The 14,712-nt window shown below is 72.1% G+C and carries 12 protein-coding genes; 3 read left to right on the forward strand and 9 right to left on the reverse strand.

Annotation, left to right across the window (positions count from 1 at the left end):
- Positions 1-36 precede the first annotated feature (36 nt).
- A complete protein-coding gene (locus tag ACFYW7_RS17020) occupies positions 37-1,320 on the reverse strand; it encodes an ATP-binding protein (protein WP_389502844.1) in 1,284 nt (427 codons plus the stop codon).
- 481 nt (positions 1,321-1,801) lie between these two features.
- Positions 1,802-2,479, reverse strand: coding sequence for a response regulator transcription factor (locus ACFYW7_RS17025; RefSeq protein WP_037628240.1), 678 nt, complete (start codon positions 2,477-2,479; stop codon positions 1,802-1,804).
- A 517-nt stretch (positions 2,480-2,996) separates the two neighbouring features.
- On the opposite strand from ACFYW7_RS17025, the gene ACFYW7_RS17030 reads away from it, so the two are divergent.
- Positions 2,997-4,493, forward strand: a complete 1,497-nt coding sequence (locus ACFYW7_RS17030) for an oligopeptide:H+ symporter (RefSeq protein WP_389502846.1) — start codon at positions 2,997-2,999, stop codon at positions 4,491-4,493.
- Between the two features lie 110 nt (positions 4,494-4,603).
- Here ACFYW7_RS17030 and ACFYW7_RS17035 read toward each other — a convergent pair whose 3' ends face one another.
- From ACFYW7_RS17035 to ACFYW7_RS17060, 6 genes are all read right to left on the reverse strand, one after another.
- A complete protein-coding gene (locus tag ACFYW7_RS17035; protein ID WP_389503703.1) occupies positions 4,604-5,875 on the reverse strand; it encodes a hypothetical protein in 1,272 nt (423 codons plus the stop codon).
- 62 nt (positions 5,876-5,937) lie between these two features.
- Positions 5,938-7,035 (reverse strand): hypothetical protein, encoded by a 1,098-nt coding sequence (locus ACFYW7_RS17040; RefSeq protein ID WP_389503705.1) that lies wholly within the window; start codon positions 7,033-7,035, stop codon positions 5,938-5,940.
- A gap of 17 nt (positions 7,036-7,052) precedes the next feature.
- The gene (locus ACFYW7_RS17045; protein ID WP_389502848.1) at positions 7,053-8,033 is read right to left on the reverse strand and encodes a hypothetical protein; all 981 of its coding nucleotides are present in this window, start codon (positions 8,031-8,033) and stop codon (positions 7,053-7,055) included.
- Positions 8,034-8,063: 30 nt separating this feature from the next.
- Positions 8,064-8,795 carry an LPXTG cell wall anchor domain-containing protein gene (locus ACFYW7_RS17050; RefSeq protein WP_389502850.1) on the reverse strand — a complete coding sequence of 244 codons (732 nt, stop codon included), beginning with the start codon at positions 8,793-8,795 and terminating at the stop codon, positions 8,064-8,066.
- Positions 8,796-9,003: 208 nt separating this feature from the next.
- On the reverse strand, positions 9,004-9,618 hold the full coding sequence (locus ACFYW7_RS17055) for an ATP-binding protein (protein WP_389502852.1): 615 nt from the start codon (positions 9,616-9,618) through the stop codon (positions 9,004-9,006).
- A gap of 297 nt (positions 9,619-9,915) precedes the next feature.
- Positions 9,916-10,284 carry an STAS domain-containing protein gene (locus ACFYW7_RS17060; protein ID WP_389502854.1) on the reverse strand — a complete coding sequence of 123 codons (369 nt, stop codon included), beginning with the start codon at positions 10,282-10,284 and terminating at the stop codon, positions 9,916-9,918.
- A 251-nt stretch (positions 10,285-10,535) separates the two neighbouring features.
- On the opposite strand from ACFYW7_RS17060, the gene ACFYW7_RS17065 reads away from it, so the two are divergent.
- Together ACFYW7_RS17065 and ACFYW7_RS17070 are read left to right on the forward strand one after the other, a co-directional pair.
- Positions 10,536-11,453: an RNA polymerase sigma factor SigF gene (locus ACFYW7_RS17065; protein WP_389502856.1), complete on the forward strand. Its 918-nt coding sequence runs from the start codon at positions 10,536-10,538 to the stop codon at positions 11,451-11,453.
- A 317-nt stretch (positions 11,454-11,770) separates the two neighbouring features.
- The gene (locus tag ACFYW7_RS17070; protein ID WP_389502858.1) at positions 11,771-13,348 is read left to right on the forward strand and encodes a ricin-type beta-trefoil lectin domain protein; all 1,578 of its coding nucleotides are present in this window, start codon (positions 11,771-11,773) and stop codon (positions 13,346-13,348) included.
- 159 nt (positions 13,349-13,507) lie between these two features.
- Here the strand turns inward: ACFYW7_RS17070 and hutI are convergent, their stop codons facing one another.
- Complete coding sequence (gene hutI / locus ACFYW7_RS17075) at positions 13,508-14,683, reverse strand: imidazolonepropionase (protein WP_389502860.1); 1,176 nt, start codon at positions 14,681-14,683, stop codon at positions 13,508-13,510.
- Positions 14,684-14,712: the final 29 nt, after the last annotated feature.

Raw genomic sequence — 14,712 nt, forward strand, 5'->3', positions numbered from 1 at the left:
CCGTCCCCAGACCGGCCCTCCCCGCCGGCCCCTCCCCTACCTGACCGTGCGCTCCTCGCCGTCCTCCGTGTTCCTCGAGGTCCGCTTCAGCGGGGTGCGGGACAGGAACAGTCCGAAGACCGGGGGCTGGGCCTGGAGCATCTCCAGACGGCCGCCGTCGGCCTCCGCGAGGTCGCGGGCGACGGCGAGACCGATGCCGGTGGAGTTGCGGCCGCTGATGGTGCGCTCGAAGATGCGGGCGCCGAGGTCGGCGGGGACACCGGGGCCCTCGTCGGTGACCTCGACGACGGCCTGGTTGCCGGTGACGCGGGTGCGCAGGGCGACCGTGCCGCCGCCGTGCATGAGGGAGTTCTCGATCAGCGCCGCGAGCACCTGGGCGACCGCGCCCGGGGTGCCCACCGCCTGGAGATGGCGCTTGCCGGAGCTGACGATCGCGCGGCCCTCGCCGCGGTAGGCCGGGCGCCACTCCTCCAGCTGCTGCTTGATGACCTCGTCGAGGTCGAAGGAGACGGCCGAGCCGGTCCGCGGGTCGCGGGCGTTGGTGAGCAGCCGCTCGACCACGTCCGTGAGCCGTTCCACCTGGGTCAGCGCGATCGTCGCCTCCTCCTTCACCGTGTCGGGGTCGTCGGTGAGGGTGATCTCCTCCAGCCGCATGGACAGCGCCGTGAGGGGCGTCCGCAGCTGGTGGGAGGCGTCGGCGGCGAGGCGGCGCTCGGCGGTGAGCATCCGGGCGATGCGCTCGGCGCTGCCGTCCAGGACGTCGGCGACCCGGTCCAGCTCGGGGACGCCGTACCGCTTGTGGCGCGGCCGGGGGTCGCCCGAGCCCAGCCGTTCCGCCGTCTCGGCGAGGTCGGTGAGCGGGGAGGCGAGCCGGTTGGCCTGGCGCACGGCGAGCAGGACGGCCGCGATGATCGCGAGGAGGGCGACGGCGCCGATGATCAGGAGCGTGCGGCCGACCTCCTTGGTCACCGAGGAGCGGGGCTCCTGGACGGTGACCTTCTCACCCTCCTCACCCTTGGCGGTGTACTGGATGACGTCGCCGGTGGGCTGCTCGCCGATCTCGATGGGGTCGCGGCCCGGAATCCTGATCACGGCGTAGCGCTGGTCGGTGACCTGGTTCTTGAACGTGGCGCCGGAGATGTTCTCGTCGCCGAGGATGCGGCTGTCCACGATGCTGGCCAGCCGCAGCGCCTCGGAGTCCACGCGTTCCTGGGCGCTGTTGCTGATCGTGCGGGTCTCGACGATGACGAGGGAGACGCCGAAGACGGCGATCACGACGAGGACGACGGCGAGGGTGGACTGGATCAGACGGCGACGCACGGGGCCCTCCGGGCAGGTGGCTGTACGGGGACCAGTGTGCACGTTCGCCGCTCCGTCCCGGGCGGGACGCCGGGGACGGGGGCGCGGGTTTCCGTCGTCGGCCCGCCGGGAGGGCCGCCCCCAAGCCTTTGGGACGGAGCCGGGGCGCGGCAAGCGTGCCGTGCCCGCATACAGGCGGAGGCGGAGGCGGGCACACGGCAGAGGACGCAGGACGCAGGACGCAGGACGCAGGACGCAGGACGCAGGACGCAGGCGGGATCGGGATCGCCGTCGCCGTCCCGCCGGGCTCTCCCGCGGGGCCCCGCAGGAGAGTGTGGGGCGTGAGGCTCCGCGTCGAGCCCCGCCCGGCGGCACCCCACCGGCCGGAAACCGGTGCCGGCCGGCCCGCACCCGCCGGAGAGACCGACACCCTCCGGAGGTCCCGGACACCGGGTCCGGGGTTCCCGGCCGGGAAAGCCCGGCCGGGACGCCCGGCGGGGCCTCAGCTCTTCTCGAAGCGGAAGCCGACCCCTCGTACCGTCGCGATGTAGCGGGGGTTGGCCGCGTCGTCGCCGAGCTTCTTGCGCAGCCAGGAGATGTGCATGTCGAGCGTCTTGGTGGAGGACCACCAGGTGGTGTCCCAGACCTCGCGCATGAGCTGGTCCCGGGTGACCACCCGGCCCGCGTCGCGCACCAGGACCCGCAGGAGATCGAACTCCTTCGCCGTGAGCTGGAGTTCCTCGTCGCCCATCCAGGCGCGGTGCGACTCGACGTCGATCCGCACGCCGTGGGTGGCCGGCGGCTGCTGCGGCTCGGCCGAGCCGCGCCGGAGCAACGCCCGCACCCGGGCGAGGAGTTCGGCGAGCCGGAAGGGCTTGGTGACGTAGTCGTCCGCGCCCGCGTCGAGACCGACGACGGTGTCCACCTCGTCGGCGCGCGCGGTCAGGATGAGAATGGGCACGGTGTGCCCCTCGGCGCGCAGCCGGCGGGCGACCTCCAGGCCGTCCATGCCGGGCAGTCCGAGGTCCAGGACGACCAGGTCGACACCGCCCTGCATTCCTGCGTCGAGCGCGGTGGGTCCGTCCTCGCGCACTTCGACCTCGTAACCCTCCCGGCGCAGGGCACGGGCCAGCGGCTCCGAGATGGACGCGTCGTCCTCGGCGAGCAGTACACGGGTCATGGGGTGATGGTAGTCCGCCGTGCGTGGCGCCCGGGCAGCGATCGGCCTCCGTGGTTCACACCGTCCGCCCGCGTGTCTCTTACCTGGGGGTAGGGGATGCGATCCTGGAGATCACCTTCGAATGATCGATCTGGTTCCATGATCACCTGTGATCCATGTCTCAAGTCCTTCCATAAGCCGCATTGCCATGTCGTATGGTGACCAAACGCCTGTAGCACCGTATCGGGACCTTTGGCGCCTGCTTGATGCTGAGGGTCCTTTTCGTGTGCGGGCTGGTGCTCACCAGCCTTGAAAGGAAAGACCTGTGGCCGGGCCCGTACGCACTGATGCGTGACGGGCGTGGATCCCGGTGGTCGCCGTCCGCCGCTTCGCCTTCCGGAGCGGAGTCCCCATGGGCGTGGGGACGGACGCCGAACCGGCCGGTGCCGGCCGCCCCCCATGGGCGCGCGACTTCCCGACCGGCTCAGCCCGGCCGGGGGGACCCCCAACAGCGCGTCCCGACCAGCAAGGAACGATCATGGCGTCCAGCCTGACGAAGGACTCGGTCATCCCGGGCACCCCCGGTTCCGGGAAGACCTTCTTCGGCCACCCCCGCGGACTGGCCACTCTCTTCATGACCGAGATGTGGGAGCGTTTCTCCTACTACGGCATGAAGGCACTGCTCCCGCTGTACCTGGTGGCACCTGGCGGCCTCCACCTCAGCGCGGCCACCGCGACCGCGATCTACTCGGTGTACCTCTCCCTCGTGTACCTGCTCGCCCTGCCGGGCGGCTGGTTCGCCGACCGTGTCCTCGGCCCCCGCAAGACGGTCGCCGTCGCGGGCGTGATCATCATGCTGGGCCACCTGACGCTGGCCCTGCCCTCCTCCGGCACCTTCTACGGCGGTCTCGGACTCGTCGCCATAGGTTCCGGTCTGCTGAAGGCCAACATCTCCACGATGGTGGGCCACCTCTACGACGGCCCGGACGACCCGCGCCGCGACGGTGGCTTCACGCTCTTCTACATCGGCATCAACCTCGGCGCCTTCGCCGCTCCGCTGATCATCGGCACCGTCGGTGAGAACGTGAACTGGCACCTGGGCTTCGCCCTCGCCGCGCTCGGCATGGCGCTGGGCCTGATCCAGTACCTGCTCGGCGGCCGTCACCTCAGCGCCCGCTCGCACGAGGTCCCCACGCCTCTGTCGGCCGAGGAGAAGGCCACCACGCTGCGCAAGTCCGCGATCTGGGCCGCTGTCGCCGTCGTCTTCTACTCGATCGTCGGCTTCTCGGGTCACTACACGCTGAACTGGCTGCTGGTCCCGATCACGCTCGCCGGTCTGATCATCCCGGTCATGGTCATCGGGCGCATCAAGCGCGACAAGAGCCTGAACCGTGCCGACCAGTCGAGGATGTCCGCGTACATCTGGTTCTTCGTCGCCGCGGCCGTCTTCTGGATGATCTACGACCAGGGCGGCTCGACGATGTCGATCTTCGCCGACTCGTCCGCGGAGAACACCATCTTCGGCTGGGAGTTCCCGGTCTCCTGGTACCAGTCCGTCAACCCGGTCATGATCATGGCGCTCGCCCCGGTCTTCGCCTTCGCCTGGCTGTGGCTGAACAAGCGCGGCAAGGAGCCGAGCACGGCCACGAAGTTCGCCTCGGGCCTGATCCTCGTCGGCGCGTCGTTCTTCCTCTTCCTGGCCCCGCTGACGATCGCCGAGGGCGGTCACAAGGCGGCCGCGATGTGGCTGGTGGCGATCTACTTCGTGCAGACCGTCGGTGAGCTGACGCTCTCCCCGGTCGGCCTCTCCGTCACCACGAAGATGGCTCCGGCGAAGTACGCCTCCCAGATGATGGGCGTCTGGTTCCTGGCCGTCACCGCCGGTGACGCCACGACCGGTCTGCTCTCCATCGCCGAGGTCGACCTGAACAAGACGGGCATCGTCGCCCTGGAGGCCACGCTCGCCGTGATCGCCGGTGTCGCGGTGTGGATGTACCGCAAGAAGGTCAAGCAGCTCATGGGCGACGTCCACTGACGTCCGGCCCGTACACGGCGAAGGGCCCGTCGCACCGGATGGTGCGGCGGGCCCTTCGCCGTCGCGGCCCGCGGCCGGACGGCCCGTGCCGGAGCCGTTCCCGACAGGGATCAGCGCGTCCTGCGTCCCGGCAGGAACGTGAACACCGCTCCGCCCAGCAGGACGACCGTGCCCGCCACCAGCCCGAGCGCCTCGAGCGCGCCGTGGCTGTCGGACCCCGTCTCCGCCAGGCCGCCGCTGGTGGACGTGCCGGCCGAGCCGGAGCCGGCCGAGGTGGACCCGCCGCCCGACGCGCCGCTCGCCTGCTCCGAGGTGTCGAGGGTCAGGGACACCTCGGAGGTGGTCGGGGTGCAGGTCGTCGTCGTGCCCAGGGCCATCACGGTCAGCACGCCCGGGGACAGGGTCGACTCACCGGTCGCGCCCGGCTTGTAGGTGCCCGTCAGGTCGGGGACCTCGATCGGGTCGCCCGACTTGATCGCCGCGGAGTTGGTCGGCCCCTCCACGTGCACGGTTCCCTTGTCCGCGCCTCCGAGGAGCACCTCCATCGACGGCTTGACCGAGTCGGCGGGGATGTCCGCGGGGCTGTCCATCACGGACTTCTTGAACTGCACGGTGAGGTCGTAGCTCCCGCCGTTCTTCTTGGCGTCGATCTGCACGGGGGAGGTGGCGTTCTTGTCTCCGATGGGCGTCTTGCACGCGTAGGGGACGGAGACCTCCTTGCCCGTGAAGTCGGTCTGCCCGCCGGACCCTCCGCTGTCGCCGCCACCGCCGTCGGTGCCGCCGTCGCTCCCGCTGCCGCTCGGCGACGGGGTGGACGACCCGGTCGGGGTCGTCGTCGGGGTACCGCCCGTCGTACCGCCCGAACTCGCGCCGCCGCCGGTCACCTTGATGGTCGCGGAGGACTTCACCGTCTCCTTGGGCGTGCACTTGGTGTCGGTGGAGATCGGCTTGCTGACATTGATGCCGTACGCGTCCGGGGTGAGCGTGACGTCACCCGCCGTCGTCAGCTTCAGCTTGCCCGTCATGTCGGACAGCTTCATGTCGCTGTTCTTGGGGATCGCGGGGTTCGTGCGCGTCCCCTCCATCGCGACGTCCGCCGTCTGCGCGCCGGCCGCCTTGAGCGTGCCGGTGGGCTTGACGGTGTCCTTGTCGAGATCGAGGACATCGGGGTTCTTCGAGGCGGCCTGGGTGAACTTCCAGGTGATGGTGACCTCGTCGCCCACCTTCGCCTCGGCGGGGGCGGTGATCTCCACCTTCGTGGTGCCCTGCACCGGGGGCAGCCCGGAGATCGCGGGCGGAACGCACTCCGTGGCGTACGCCACCTCGGCGGCCTGCGCCGGGGCGGCGGCCACCCCCAGCAGGATGCCCGCGCCGACGAGCATCAGCGCAGCCCCGGCCGCGCTCGCTCCGCGTCCACCGACCGGTACCACTCTCCGTTGCGTGCTCACGTGTGTCCCTCTCTCGTCTGGGTCGTCGGACCGTTCTCGTGCGGTGCGGAGAGCTGACCGTTCGTCGCCGGGCCCGGATCTCTGCCCGGGGTGAACCACGGCAGGGCCGGGGCCGGGGAGACCGCGGTGTCCCGCGATGTCCCCCCGGCGGATGCCGTCCTCGGCGCGCGCCGGGTGAGCCGGGGCAGACGCAGACCCCGGTGGCGGCCGGCCCACCCGGTCGAGCCGCGCGGGCGCACCCGGTCCACCACGGCCATGCCGACGCGGAACACCGCCGCCGGGACAACCACGCAGAGCAGGATCCAGAAGACCGTGACCCCCCAGGGGCGGCCCACGCCCCACGGCTGCTCGGCGAGCACCTTCCCGCCGTACTTCAGCGAGACCGTGTAGTCGCCGTGCGCCCCGGCCGGCAGTTCGACCGGGAGTTCCAGCCGCGCCTTCCGGCCGGGCGCGATGGTGCCGCGCCACTCCTGTTCCTCCCACTGCGGGGCGAACACTCCGTGGGCGACGCCCACGTGGAGGACGGGGTTCTTCACCGGGTCGGTGCCGACGTTGCCGACCGTGAGGACCAGGGTGCGCGAGGGCGGGGAGCCGAACCAGGTCAGCAGGCCGTCGGAGCCGTCCAGCCGGGCCTCGGTCAGCACCGAGAGGCGGCCGCCGCCCTCCTCCTTCGGCAGGGGCTCGACCGGGTGCCCGGCCACCGTGAAGACGGCGTCCGCCTCGGCCTTCTCCCCCGTGACGGTGGCGACGTGCACCACGCAGGGGCACGGTCGGGGCGGCGCGGTGACCGGCAGCCGCTTGCTGAAACCGCCCGAGGCGTCGGTGGTGACGGCCCGGCCGTCGGCGTTGGCGCAGGAGTTGGTGCCGCCGATCACCCCGCGCGAGGGCACGGCCCGGCCGCAGACGAGCATCATCAGCAGCGCACCGGACCGCCATCCGGTGCCGGACACGGTGATCGAACCGCCGGTCCCCGCCTCGGAGTCGGACAGCTTCACCCCCGGTCGCGCGGCGGCCGCCGCCGGGGACACCGAGACCGCCCCCGCCAAGGGGACCAGGACGAGGGCCAGCACCGCCCCCAGCACCGCCGTCCGCATCCTGCCGCCCACGAGGCTCACGACACCGCTCCCGTCAACTCGACTTCCGTACGGGGCTGTCCACTCGCTCCGCCGCCCTCGGACCGGCGCCCGCGACGCCCTGACGGGCCGGCCCCCGGCCGTCCGCGACGCCGTACGACGAGGAAGGCGACCACCGCCGCCACCGCGCTCCCGGCTCCGGCGACCGCGCCCCACGGGACGAAGCGGACGGACGTGGTGGCCGTGGAGCGCGCGCCGCCCGCCGCCGTGACCGTCAGCCGCACGTCGACCGCGTCGAGCGCGGGACGGCCGGTCCACGGCTCTCGGAGCGTGACGCGGCGGCCCGGCAGGAGTTCGACGGGCAGCGTGCGCGGGGCGCGGTCGAGCCGGGAGCCGAGGACGCCGTCGGCGCGCACGGTCAGTCGCGGGGTGAGGACCGTGGTGCCGCGGTTCACCAGTTCGTACGAGATCCCGTCGCCGCGCACCCGGACGTGCTCGACGGTCAGCGCCGGCAACGCCGGTCCGGCCACCCGCAGGTGGACCCGGACCGCCGAGGTGCGGCCACCGCCGCTCACGACGATCGCGCCGGGATGGTCGCCGGGGGCGGCTCCGGCCGGGACGCCGACAGTGAACGGCACGTCGGCCCGGGTGTGCGCGGGCACCCGTACGGAGAGCGCCCTGACCGCGGTACGGCGTCCGTCCGCCCGTCCGGCGAAGGCGATCCAGGCGCCCGTGTCCGTCGGCCGCTCGCGCACGGTGAAGGCCCCGTCGGCGGTGTCGTCCGCGTCGGCTCCGCGCAGGCGGACGGTGACCGGCCGCGCGCCGGGGTTGAGCACCGACACGGAGTCCTGGAGGACCGTCCCGGGCGCGCCCTCGGCGTAGACGGCGGGCCGCCCGTCGGCCGCCCCGCCCGCGGCCGGCACGACGGACCAGCCCTCGGCGGCCAGGGCCGTCGGTGCCGCGCTCAGCAGCACCAGGGTCAGGCCCAGCACGCGGGCAGCGGGGAGTGCGTACGGCATGCGGCGGCTCCAGGTCGTGGTGCGGGAAGGTCAGCGGCGTACCGCCCGGTGCCGGCGCGTCAGCCACAGCACACCCGCCGCGCCCGTGAGCAGGACCGTGCCGCCGAGCGTGCCGAGGGCGATCGCGGAGTCCTCGGGACCGGTCTGCGGGAGCTGACCGCCGGAGTCGCCCCCGGTGCCGCCGGAGCCCGAACTCGACGAACCCGAGGTCGACGAACCCGAACCGCCGGCGGCCGTGACGTCGAGGGTCAGCGAGGGCTTGGGGCTGTTCGAGGGCGTGCACGTGGTCGTGGTGCCGAGGGCCTTGATGGTGAGGACGCCCGCGGTGAAGGTGACCTTGCCGGACTTCTTCGGCGTGTACGTGCCGCTCAAGTCATTGATCTTGATGGGGGTGTTGGCGGGGATCGCGGCCGCGTTGGCCGGTCCGCTGACCGCGACCGTGCCGCTGTCCGCGCCGCCCACCGTGATCACGGCGCTCGGTGTCATCGCGCCCTTGCCGAGCTCGACCGGGCTGGAGGAGACACCCTTCTGCCAGGACATGGTGAGCTTGTAGGCGCTGCCGCTCTTGACGCCCTTGATGTCGATGGGCGAGACGGCGCTCTTGTCGCCGATCGGCGTCTTGCACTGGTAGTTGACGTCCACCACGTCGGCCTGGGCGGCGGGGGCGGCCATCAGCACCGCCGAGCCGGCCAGGGCCGCGGCGAACGCGAGCGCGGCGGTTCGTTTCTGGTACGTCCGGTACGACACGGGCCTGCCCCTCATTCCTGACGGCGTCCTCGGCATTTCTGACGGAACATCAGATCGGCCGTCAAGGTACGCCCGGGAAGTTGTGGAGGGAAGACAAAGTGCGCGCCGGATCCAAGGGGATCCGGCGCGCACCGGGTGACGCGTGAGAAAAGGTTCGAACCGCGGGTGACCCGAAGGCGGGCACCGGAAGGGGCGGTTCGGGGGCCGCCGGGAAGCCTGGACGCTAGGCGGGCGCCCCGAGTTCGGCCCACACGGTCTTGCCCGCGACTCCGGACGTCCGCACGACCCCCCAGTCCAGGCAGAGCCGCTGCACGATGAACATGCCGTGGCCGCCGGGGCGTCCGGCGCGGTGCGGGGTGCGCGGGGCGGGCTCGCCGGCACCGCGGTCGGAGACCTCGATGCGCAGCACCTTGTTGTCGCAGGAGATCCGGAGTTCGTCCGGGCCCTCGGCGTGCAGGCAGGCGTTGGTGACCAGTTCCGAGACGACCAGCAGGACGTCCTCGGCCGCCGCCCGGCGGTCGGCGCTCGCGGCGGGCAGCCAGCCCCACGCGTACAGCGCCTGCCGGGCGAAGTCGCGGGCGAGCGGCACGACGCCGCTCTCGCCCGCGAAGTCCAGTCTGCGGGCCTGACCGCCGGCGGCGGGGGCCGCGGCCTCGGGGGAGGCGCCATTGGCGGACACCGCAGTATCCACGGGCGTCGCGCCGGGCACGGGCGCCACGGCGCCCACGGGTGTCACGTCATCCACGGACGTCACGCCTGGCGCGGGCGGCACGGAAGCGCCGCCGTCGCCCGAGTCCGGGCCGCGGTCGCCCGGCGAGCAGGGCCGGGTGGTGCTCATCAGCGCTTCACCTCACCGATTCACCGGTTCACGATTCAAGACTCAGTACGCAGTACTCAGTACGGACGGATCAACACTCAGTACGGATGGATCAACGGCTTTCACCGATTGTGGATCAACGACTTTCGCCGCGCCCGCCGCCGGCCGACGAGCCGCCGACGTATCCAGGATGTCTCCTGCCCGACGGAACCGTCCGAACACCCACTTTTTCGGCACGGAACCTGTGACGCGAGTAACGCCCAGGTCACTCAGGGGCGAACGGGGACACGGCGTCGTCACGACAGGAGACCCGTCGACTCAGCCGGACAGGGCCGCTTCGAGCGTGTCGTGGACGGTGAAGACGGCCTCCGCCCCGGTGATCTCGAAGACCCGGGCCACCACCGGCTGCATCGCGGCCAGATGGATCCCGCCCCCCGCGGCCTCGGCCTTCAGCCGGGCGCCGAGCAGCACGTTGAGTCCGGTGGAGTCACAGAACTCCAGGCGCGAACAGTCGACGACGAGCCGCGCATACCCCTTTTCGAGGCACCCTTCGAGTGGCTCACGCAACAAATCGGCCGTGTGGTGATCGAGCTCACCCGCGGGGATCACGACGGCGCTCGCGCCCTCTTCCCGCACCTCGACAAGAAGCCGGCCAGACTGTGCGCTGCCGACCGTCCCGCGGTCCATGCCGTCTCTCTCCCGAGCGTCGCGACTAACTGGTGTACGCACTCGAACACTACGCCTTCTCTACGTGACCCGACACCCGAACAACCCCCCGGAAATGGACATTTCATCGCATATGACACTTGCGATGCCCTCGCAAAAGCGGGTAGGGCTAGTAGAGACACCTGTCCGACCACGGCCGGCTTCGGAGGCGCCGCACACCGCAGTACACGTACAGGCATCGGCGGCCATATGCCGAGAACGATGGAGGACCCATGTCATCCCGGCTCGACGCATCGCAGAACCGGACGGCGACGTCGACACCCTCTCCGGAACGCCCGGAGCACGTCGACGCCACCGGAACCGACGAGATCGACGGACTCGACCCGCTCGCCGGACTTCCGGAGATCCCCCCGTACGACGAGGTGGGGCCGGTGGACGCCCGCGCCCTGTCCAAGACGCTCTTCGCCCGGCTGGAGTCTCTCGAAGAGGGCACGCACGACTACGCGTACGTCCGCAACACGCTCGTCGAACTCAACCTCGCGCTGGTGAAGTTCGCCGCCTCCCGCTTCCGCTCCCGCAGCGAGCCGATGGAGGACATCATCCAGGTCGGCACCATCGGCCTGATCAAGGCGATCGACCGGTTCGAGCTGAGCCGCGGCGTCGAGTTCCCCACCTTCGCGATGCCGACGATCATCGGCGAGATCAAGCGCTTCTTCCGCGACACCTCCTGGTCCGTCCGGGTACCGCGCAGGCTCCAGGAACTCCGGCTCGACCTGGCCAAGGCGGGCGACGAACTCGCCCAGCGGCTGGACCGCGCCCCGACCGTCGGCGAGCTGGCGGAACGCCTCGGCATCAGCAACGACGAGGTCGTCGAGGGCATGGCCGCGTCGAACGCCTACACGGCCAGTTCGCTGGACGCCCAGCCCGAGGAGGACGACTCCGAGGGCGCGCTCGCGGACCGCATCGGCTACGAGGACAACGGGCTCGAGGGCATCGAGTACGTGGAGTCCCTCAAGCCGCTGATCGCCGAACTCCCGCAGCGCGACCGGCAGATCCTCTCCCTGCGGTTCGTGGCGAACATGACCCAGTCCGAGATCGGCGACGAACTCGGCATCTCCCAGATGCACGTCTCCCGGCTGCTGTCGCGCACCCTCGTGCGACTCCGGAAAGGCCTGACCGTCGAGGAGTGACAGGGCTTCGCGGCCCACGGGGCCGCGCATCGGAGCGGCCCGGCGCGAAGAGCGCCGGGCCGCTCCGTCCTTCCACCACCTCGGCCCGGCCCCGCGCAGCACAGACAACGCCCCTGGCGTGCTGGGAGGTTGAGGGCGCGAGACGCGAAGCGGGGGAGCGCGAGATCGGGGCGCAAGATTGAGAGCGCTCCCAATGAATCGTTGTCCGACAACTCTTTCCCCAGAACGCCGATCCCGTCACTATGGGCGGCACCCCAAACTGGCTGGTACGTCAGCACGGGGTGAGCGAAGCACCAGGTGCAGGGAGGCGGACGAACATGGCGCAGGGCGACCCGGCCGACAGAATCGACGCGGTCGAGGGCGCCGGCTCGCCCGCGGACGCGTCGGACGAACGGCTGACCGGGCTGCTGCGCACGGGCACCTCGACCTCGTACGCGGCCCTCCAGGAGCTCCGCGGCCGTCACCGCGTCTCGGTGCTCGCCTACGCCCGGCTGTGCACCACCGGCGAGTCCGGCGCCGCACAGCTCGCGGCGCAGACCTTCACCCTCGCGGCCCGCGAGACGGCCCGCGGCATCGAACCGGGCGTCCCGTGGCGGCACCAACTCCTGCTGATGACCTGCCGGTCGGCCGCCTCGTGGGCCCGGGACCAACGGGCCGCGGGCCTGGACCCGGGCCTGCTCCTCGTCCTCAGCACGGCGGGCGGTCCCGACGCTCCCGTGCCGTCCCTGCTCCCCGCGTTCCAGTCCCTGCCCTCCCGGGCGCAGGGGCTCATCTGGTACGCGGTCGTGGAGCGCGAGCCCGCGCACCGGACGGCGACCCTGCTCGGCCTCACCCCCGACGACGTCACGTACGGCACGGACCAGGCGCTCCAGGCGCTGGGCCAGGCCGTCCTGAAGTCCCGGCTGGCCGCCTCCGACGATCCGCGCTGCGGAGACTTCCGCCGGCTCATCGAGGAGTCGGTGCGGCCCGGGAACCCCCGGTTCAGCAAGGACCTGCACGCCCACATGGCGCAGTGCGGGCACTGCTCGACCGCGTACGAGGAACTGACCGCCCTGCGCGACCATCCGCGCTCCGCCCTGGCCGAGGGCCTGCTGCCGTGGGCCGGTACGGCGTACGTCGCGAGCGCGGTGCCCGAGGCTCCGCCCGTCCCCCGGTCCCCCGCCGGGGGCAGGGCCCGGGCGCTGGCGTGGCCGCCGTCCCGCCGGTTCGTCCTGACCTCGGCGGCGGCACTCGGCGTGGCCCTGGCACCGGTCCTGTTCATCCTGCTCTCCTCGACCGGCACGCCCGCCACAGACACGGCGGGCTCGGTCACCACGCCGTCGGGAGCGCCTCCGGTGACGGTGACGGCCACGGTGCCGGTCACACCGTCGGCCGGCGCCACCTCGCGCGCGCCCTCGTCCTCGGCTTCGGCGTCTCCCTCCGCGAGCCGCCGTTCGACGCCGCCGAGGTCGCCGCACCCGAAGCCGACCCCGACCGTCGCGTTCCGTCCGCCGGGCGGCGCCTACGCCCAGGTGGTGAACCTCGCCTCGGGCCTGTGCCTGGACATCCGGGACGGCGACCTGGAGAAGCGGACGGACGTCGTCACAGCGCCCTGCACCTCCTCCGCCACCCAGCGCTGGCGTGTCGACACCGACCTCGGTGCCCTGCGGTCGGCCGCGGACGACGACTTCTGCCTGGACAGCCGTGGCTCCGTCGACAGGGGCGTGGGCATCTGGGAGTGCTCCTCGCTCGACGGCGACCACGCCGACAACCTGCGGTTCACCGTCGACGGCGACGGCGTCGTCCGCCCGGCGGTGGCCATCGAGACCGCCCTCACGCCGGACGGCGACGGCGGGCTCTCGCTGGTGCCGCTGAACGGGGGCACGGGACAGCGGTGGCGCGCGGGCGCGTCCTGACGGACACCGCCTCGGCGCCGGCACCCGGCCGGCGCCTCACGGGTCCACCCCTCACGAACCCACGCCTCACGGGCCGGCGGCCCACCGGACCGCCGCCCCTCGGACCCTCGCCCTCTGGCCTGGGCCTGGGCCTGGGCCTGGGCCTGGGCTTCCGGAGGTTCAGACCTCGCGGACTCCGCGCCGCCAGACGCCGGTGACCAGCGGGACTCCCGGGCGGTAGGCGAGGTGGACGTGGCTGGGGGCGTCCAGCAGGGCCAGGTCCGCGTACGCGCCCGGCGCGAGCGTGCCGACGTCGGTGCGGCGCAGGGCCTTCGCGCCGCCCGCGGTCGCCGACCACACGGCCTCGTCCGGGGTCATCCGCATGTCCCGTACCGCGAGCGCGATGCAGAACGGCACGGACGAGGTGAAGGACGAGCCGGGGTTGCAGTCGGTGGACAGGGCCACCGTGACACCGGCGTCGATCAGTCGGCGGGCGTTCGGCCACTCGGCGCGGGTGGAGAACTCGGCGCCGGGGAGCAGCGTCGCCACGGTGTCGCCGCTCGCGAGGGCGTCGACGTCCGCGTCGGTCAGGTGGGTGCAGTGGTCGGCGCTGGCCGCGTCGAGTTCGACGGCGAGCTGGACGCCGGGGCCGTACGAGAGCTGGTTGGCGTGCACGCGCGGGTGCAGGCCCTTCGCCTTGCCGGCCGTGAGGATCGCCCGTGCCTGGTCGCCGTCGAAGGCGCCCTTCTCGCAGAAGACGTCGACCCAACGGGCGTACGGGGCACAGGCCTCGAGCATCTCGCCGGTGACCAGGGCGACATAGCCGGCCGGGTCGTCGGCGTAGTCCGGGGAGACGATGTGCGCGCCGAGGTAGGTGACCTCGTCGGTGTGCGAGGCGGCGATGCGCAGCGCGCGGGCCTCGTCCTCGACGGTCAGGCCGTAACCCGACTTGGTCTCGAAGGTCGTGGTGCCCTGGCGGAGGGCCTCCCGCAGGTAGCGCGTGAGGTTGCGCTCCAGTTCCTCGTCGGAGGCGGCCCGGGTGGCGGCGACGGTGGTGCGGATGCCGCCCGCGCTGTAGGCGCGGCCGGACATCCGGGCGTTGAACTCCTGGGTGCGGTCACCGGCGAAGACCAGGTGCGAGTGGGAGTCGACGAAGCCGGGGATCACCGCGCGGCCACCGGCGTCGACCCGGTTGTCAGTGGCGGGTGCTCTGCTTGACTCACCGGTCCACACGACACGGTCGCCGTCGATGACGAGCGCCGCGTCCTGGATCAGACCGAGCGGGGAGCCGTCGCCGAGGGAGGGATCGTTGGTGACCAGACTGGCGATGTTGGTGATGACGGTCGTGCTGCTCATGGCGTCCTCAAGGGTGACGGGACTGCTGG

This window comes from Streptomyces sp. NPDC002580 (assembly GCF_042889485.1).
GTDB lineage: Bacteria > Actinomycetota > Actinomycetes > Streptomycetales > Streptomycetaceae > Streptomyces.

Coding starts and splice junctions, on each gene's coding strand:
- ACFYW7_RS17025 (WP_037628240.1), bottom strand. CDS start 2,479: ATGACCCGTGTACTGCTCGCCGAGGACGACGCGTCCATCTCGGAGCCG.
- ACFYW7_RS17030 (WP_389502846.1), top strand. CDS start 2,997: ATGGCGTCCAGCCTGACGAAGGACTCGGTCATCCCGGGCACCCCCGGT.
- ACFYW7_RS17035 (WP_389503703.1), bottom strand. CDS start 5,875: ATGCTCGTCGGCGCGGGCATCCTGCTGGGGGTGGCCGCCGCCCCGGCG.
- ACFYW7_RS17040 (WP_389503705.1), bottom strand. CDS start 7,035: ATGCGGACGGCGGTGCTGGGGGCGGTGCTGGCCCTCGTCCTGGTCCCC.
- ACFYW7_RS17045 (WP_389502848.1), bottom strand. CDS start 8,033: ATGCCGTACGCACTCCCCGCTGCCCGCGTGCTGGGCCTGACCCTGGTG.
- ACFYW7_RS17050 (WP_389502850.1), bottom strand. CDS start 8,795: ATGAGGGGCAGGCCCGTGTCGTACCGGACGTACCAGAAACGAACCGCC.
- ACFYW7_RS17055 (WP_389502852.1), bottom strand. CDS start 9,618: ATGAGCACCACCCGGCCCTGCTCGCCGGGCGACCGCGGCCCGGACTCG.
- ACFYW7_RS17060 (WP_389502854.1), bottom strand. CDS start 10,284: ATGGACCGCGGGACGGTCGGCAGCGCACAGTCTGGCCGGCTTCTTGTC.
- ACFYW7_RS17065 (WP_389502856.1), top strand. CDS start 10,536: ATGTCATCCCGGCTCGACGCATCGCAGAACCGGACGGCGACGTCGACA.
- ACFYW7_RS17070 (WP_389502858.1), top strand. CDS start 11,771: ATGGCGCAGGGCGACCCGGCCGACAGAATCGACGCGGTCGAGGGCGCC.
- hutI (WP_389502860.1), bottom strand. CDS start 14,683: ATGAGCAGCACGACCGTCATCACCAACATCGCCAGTCTGGTCACCAAC.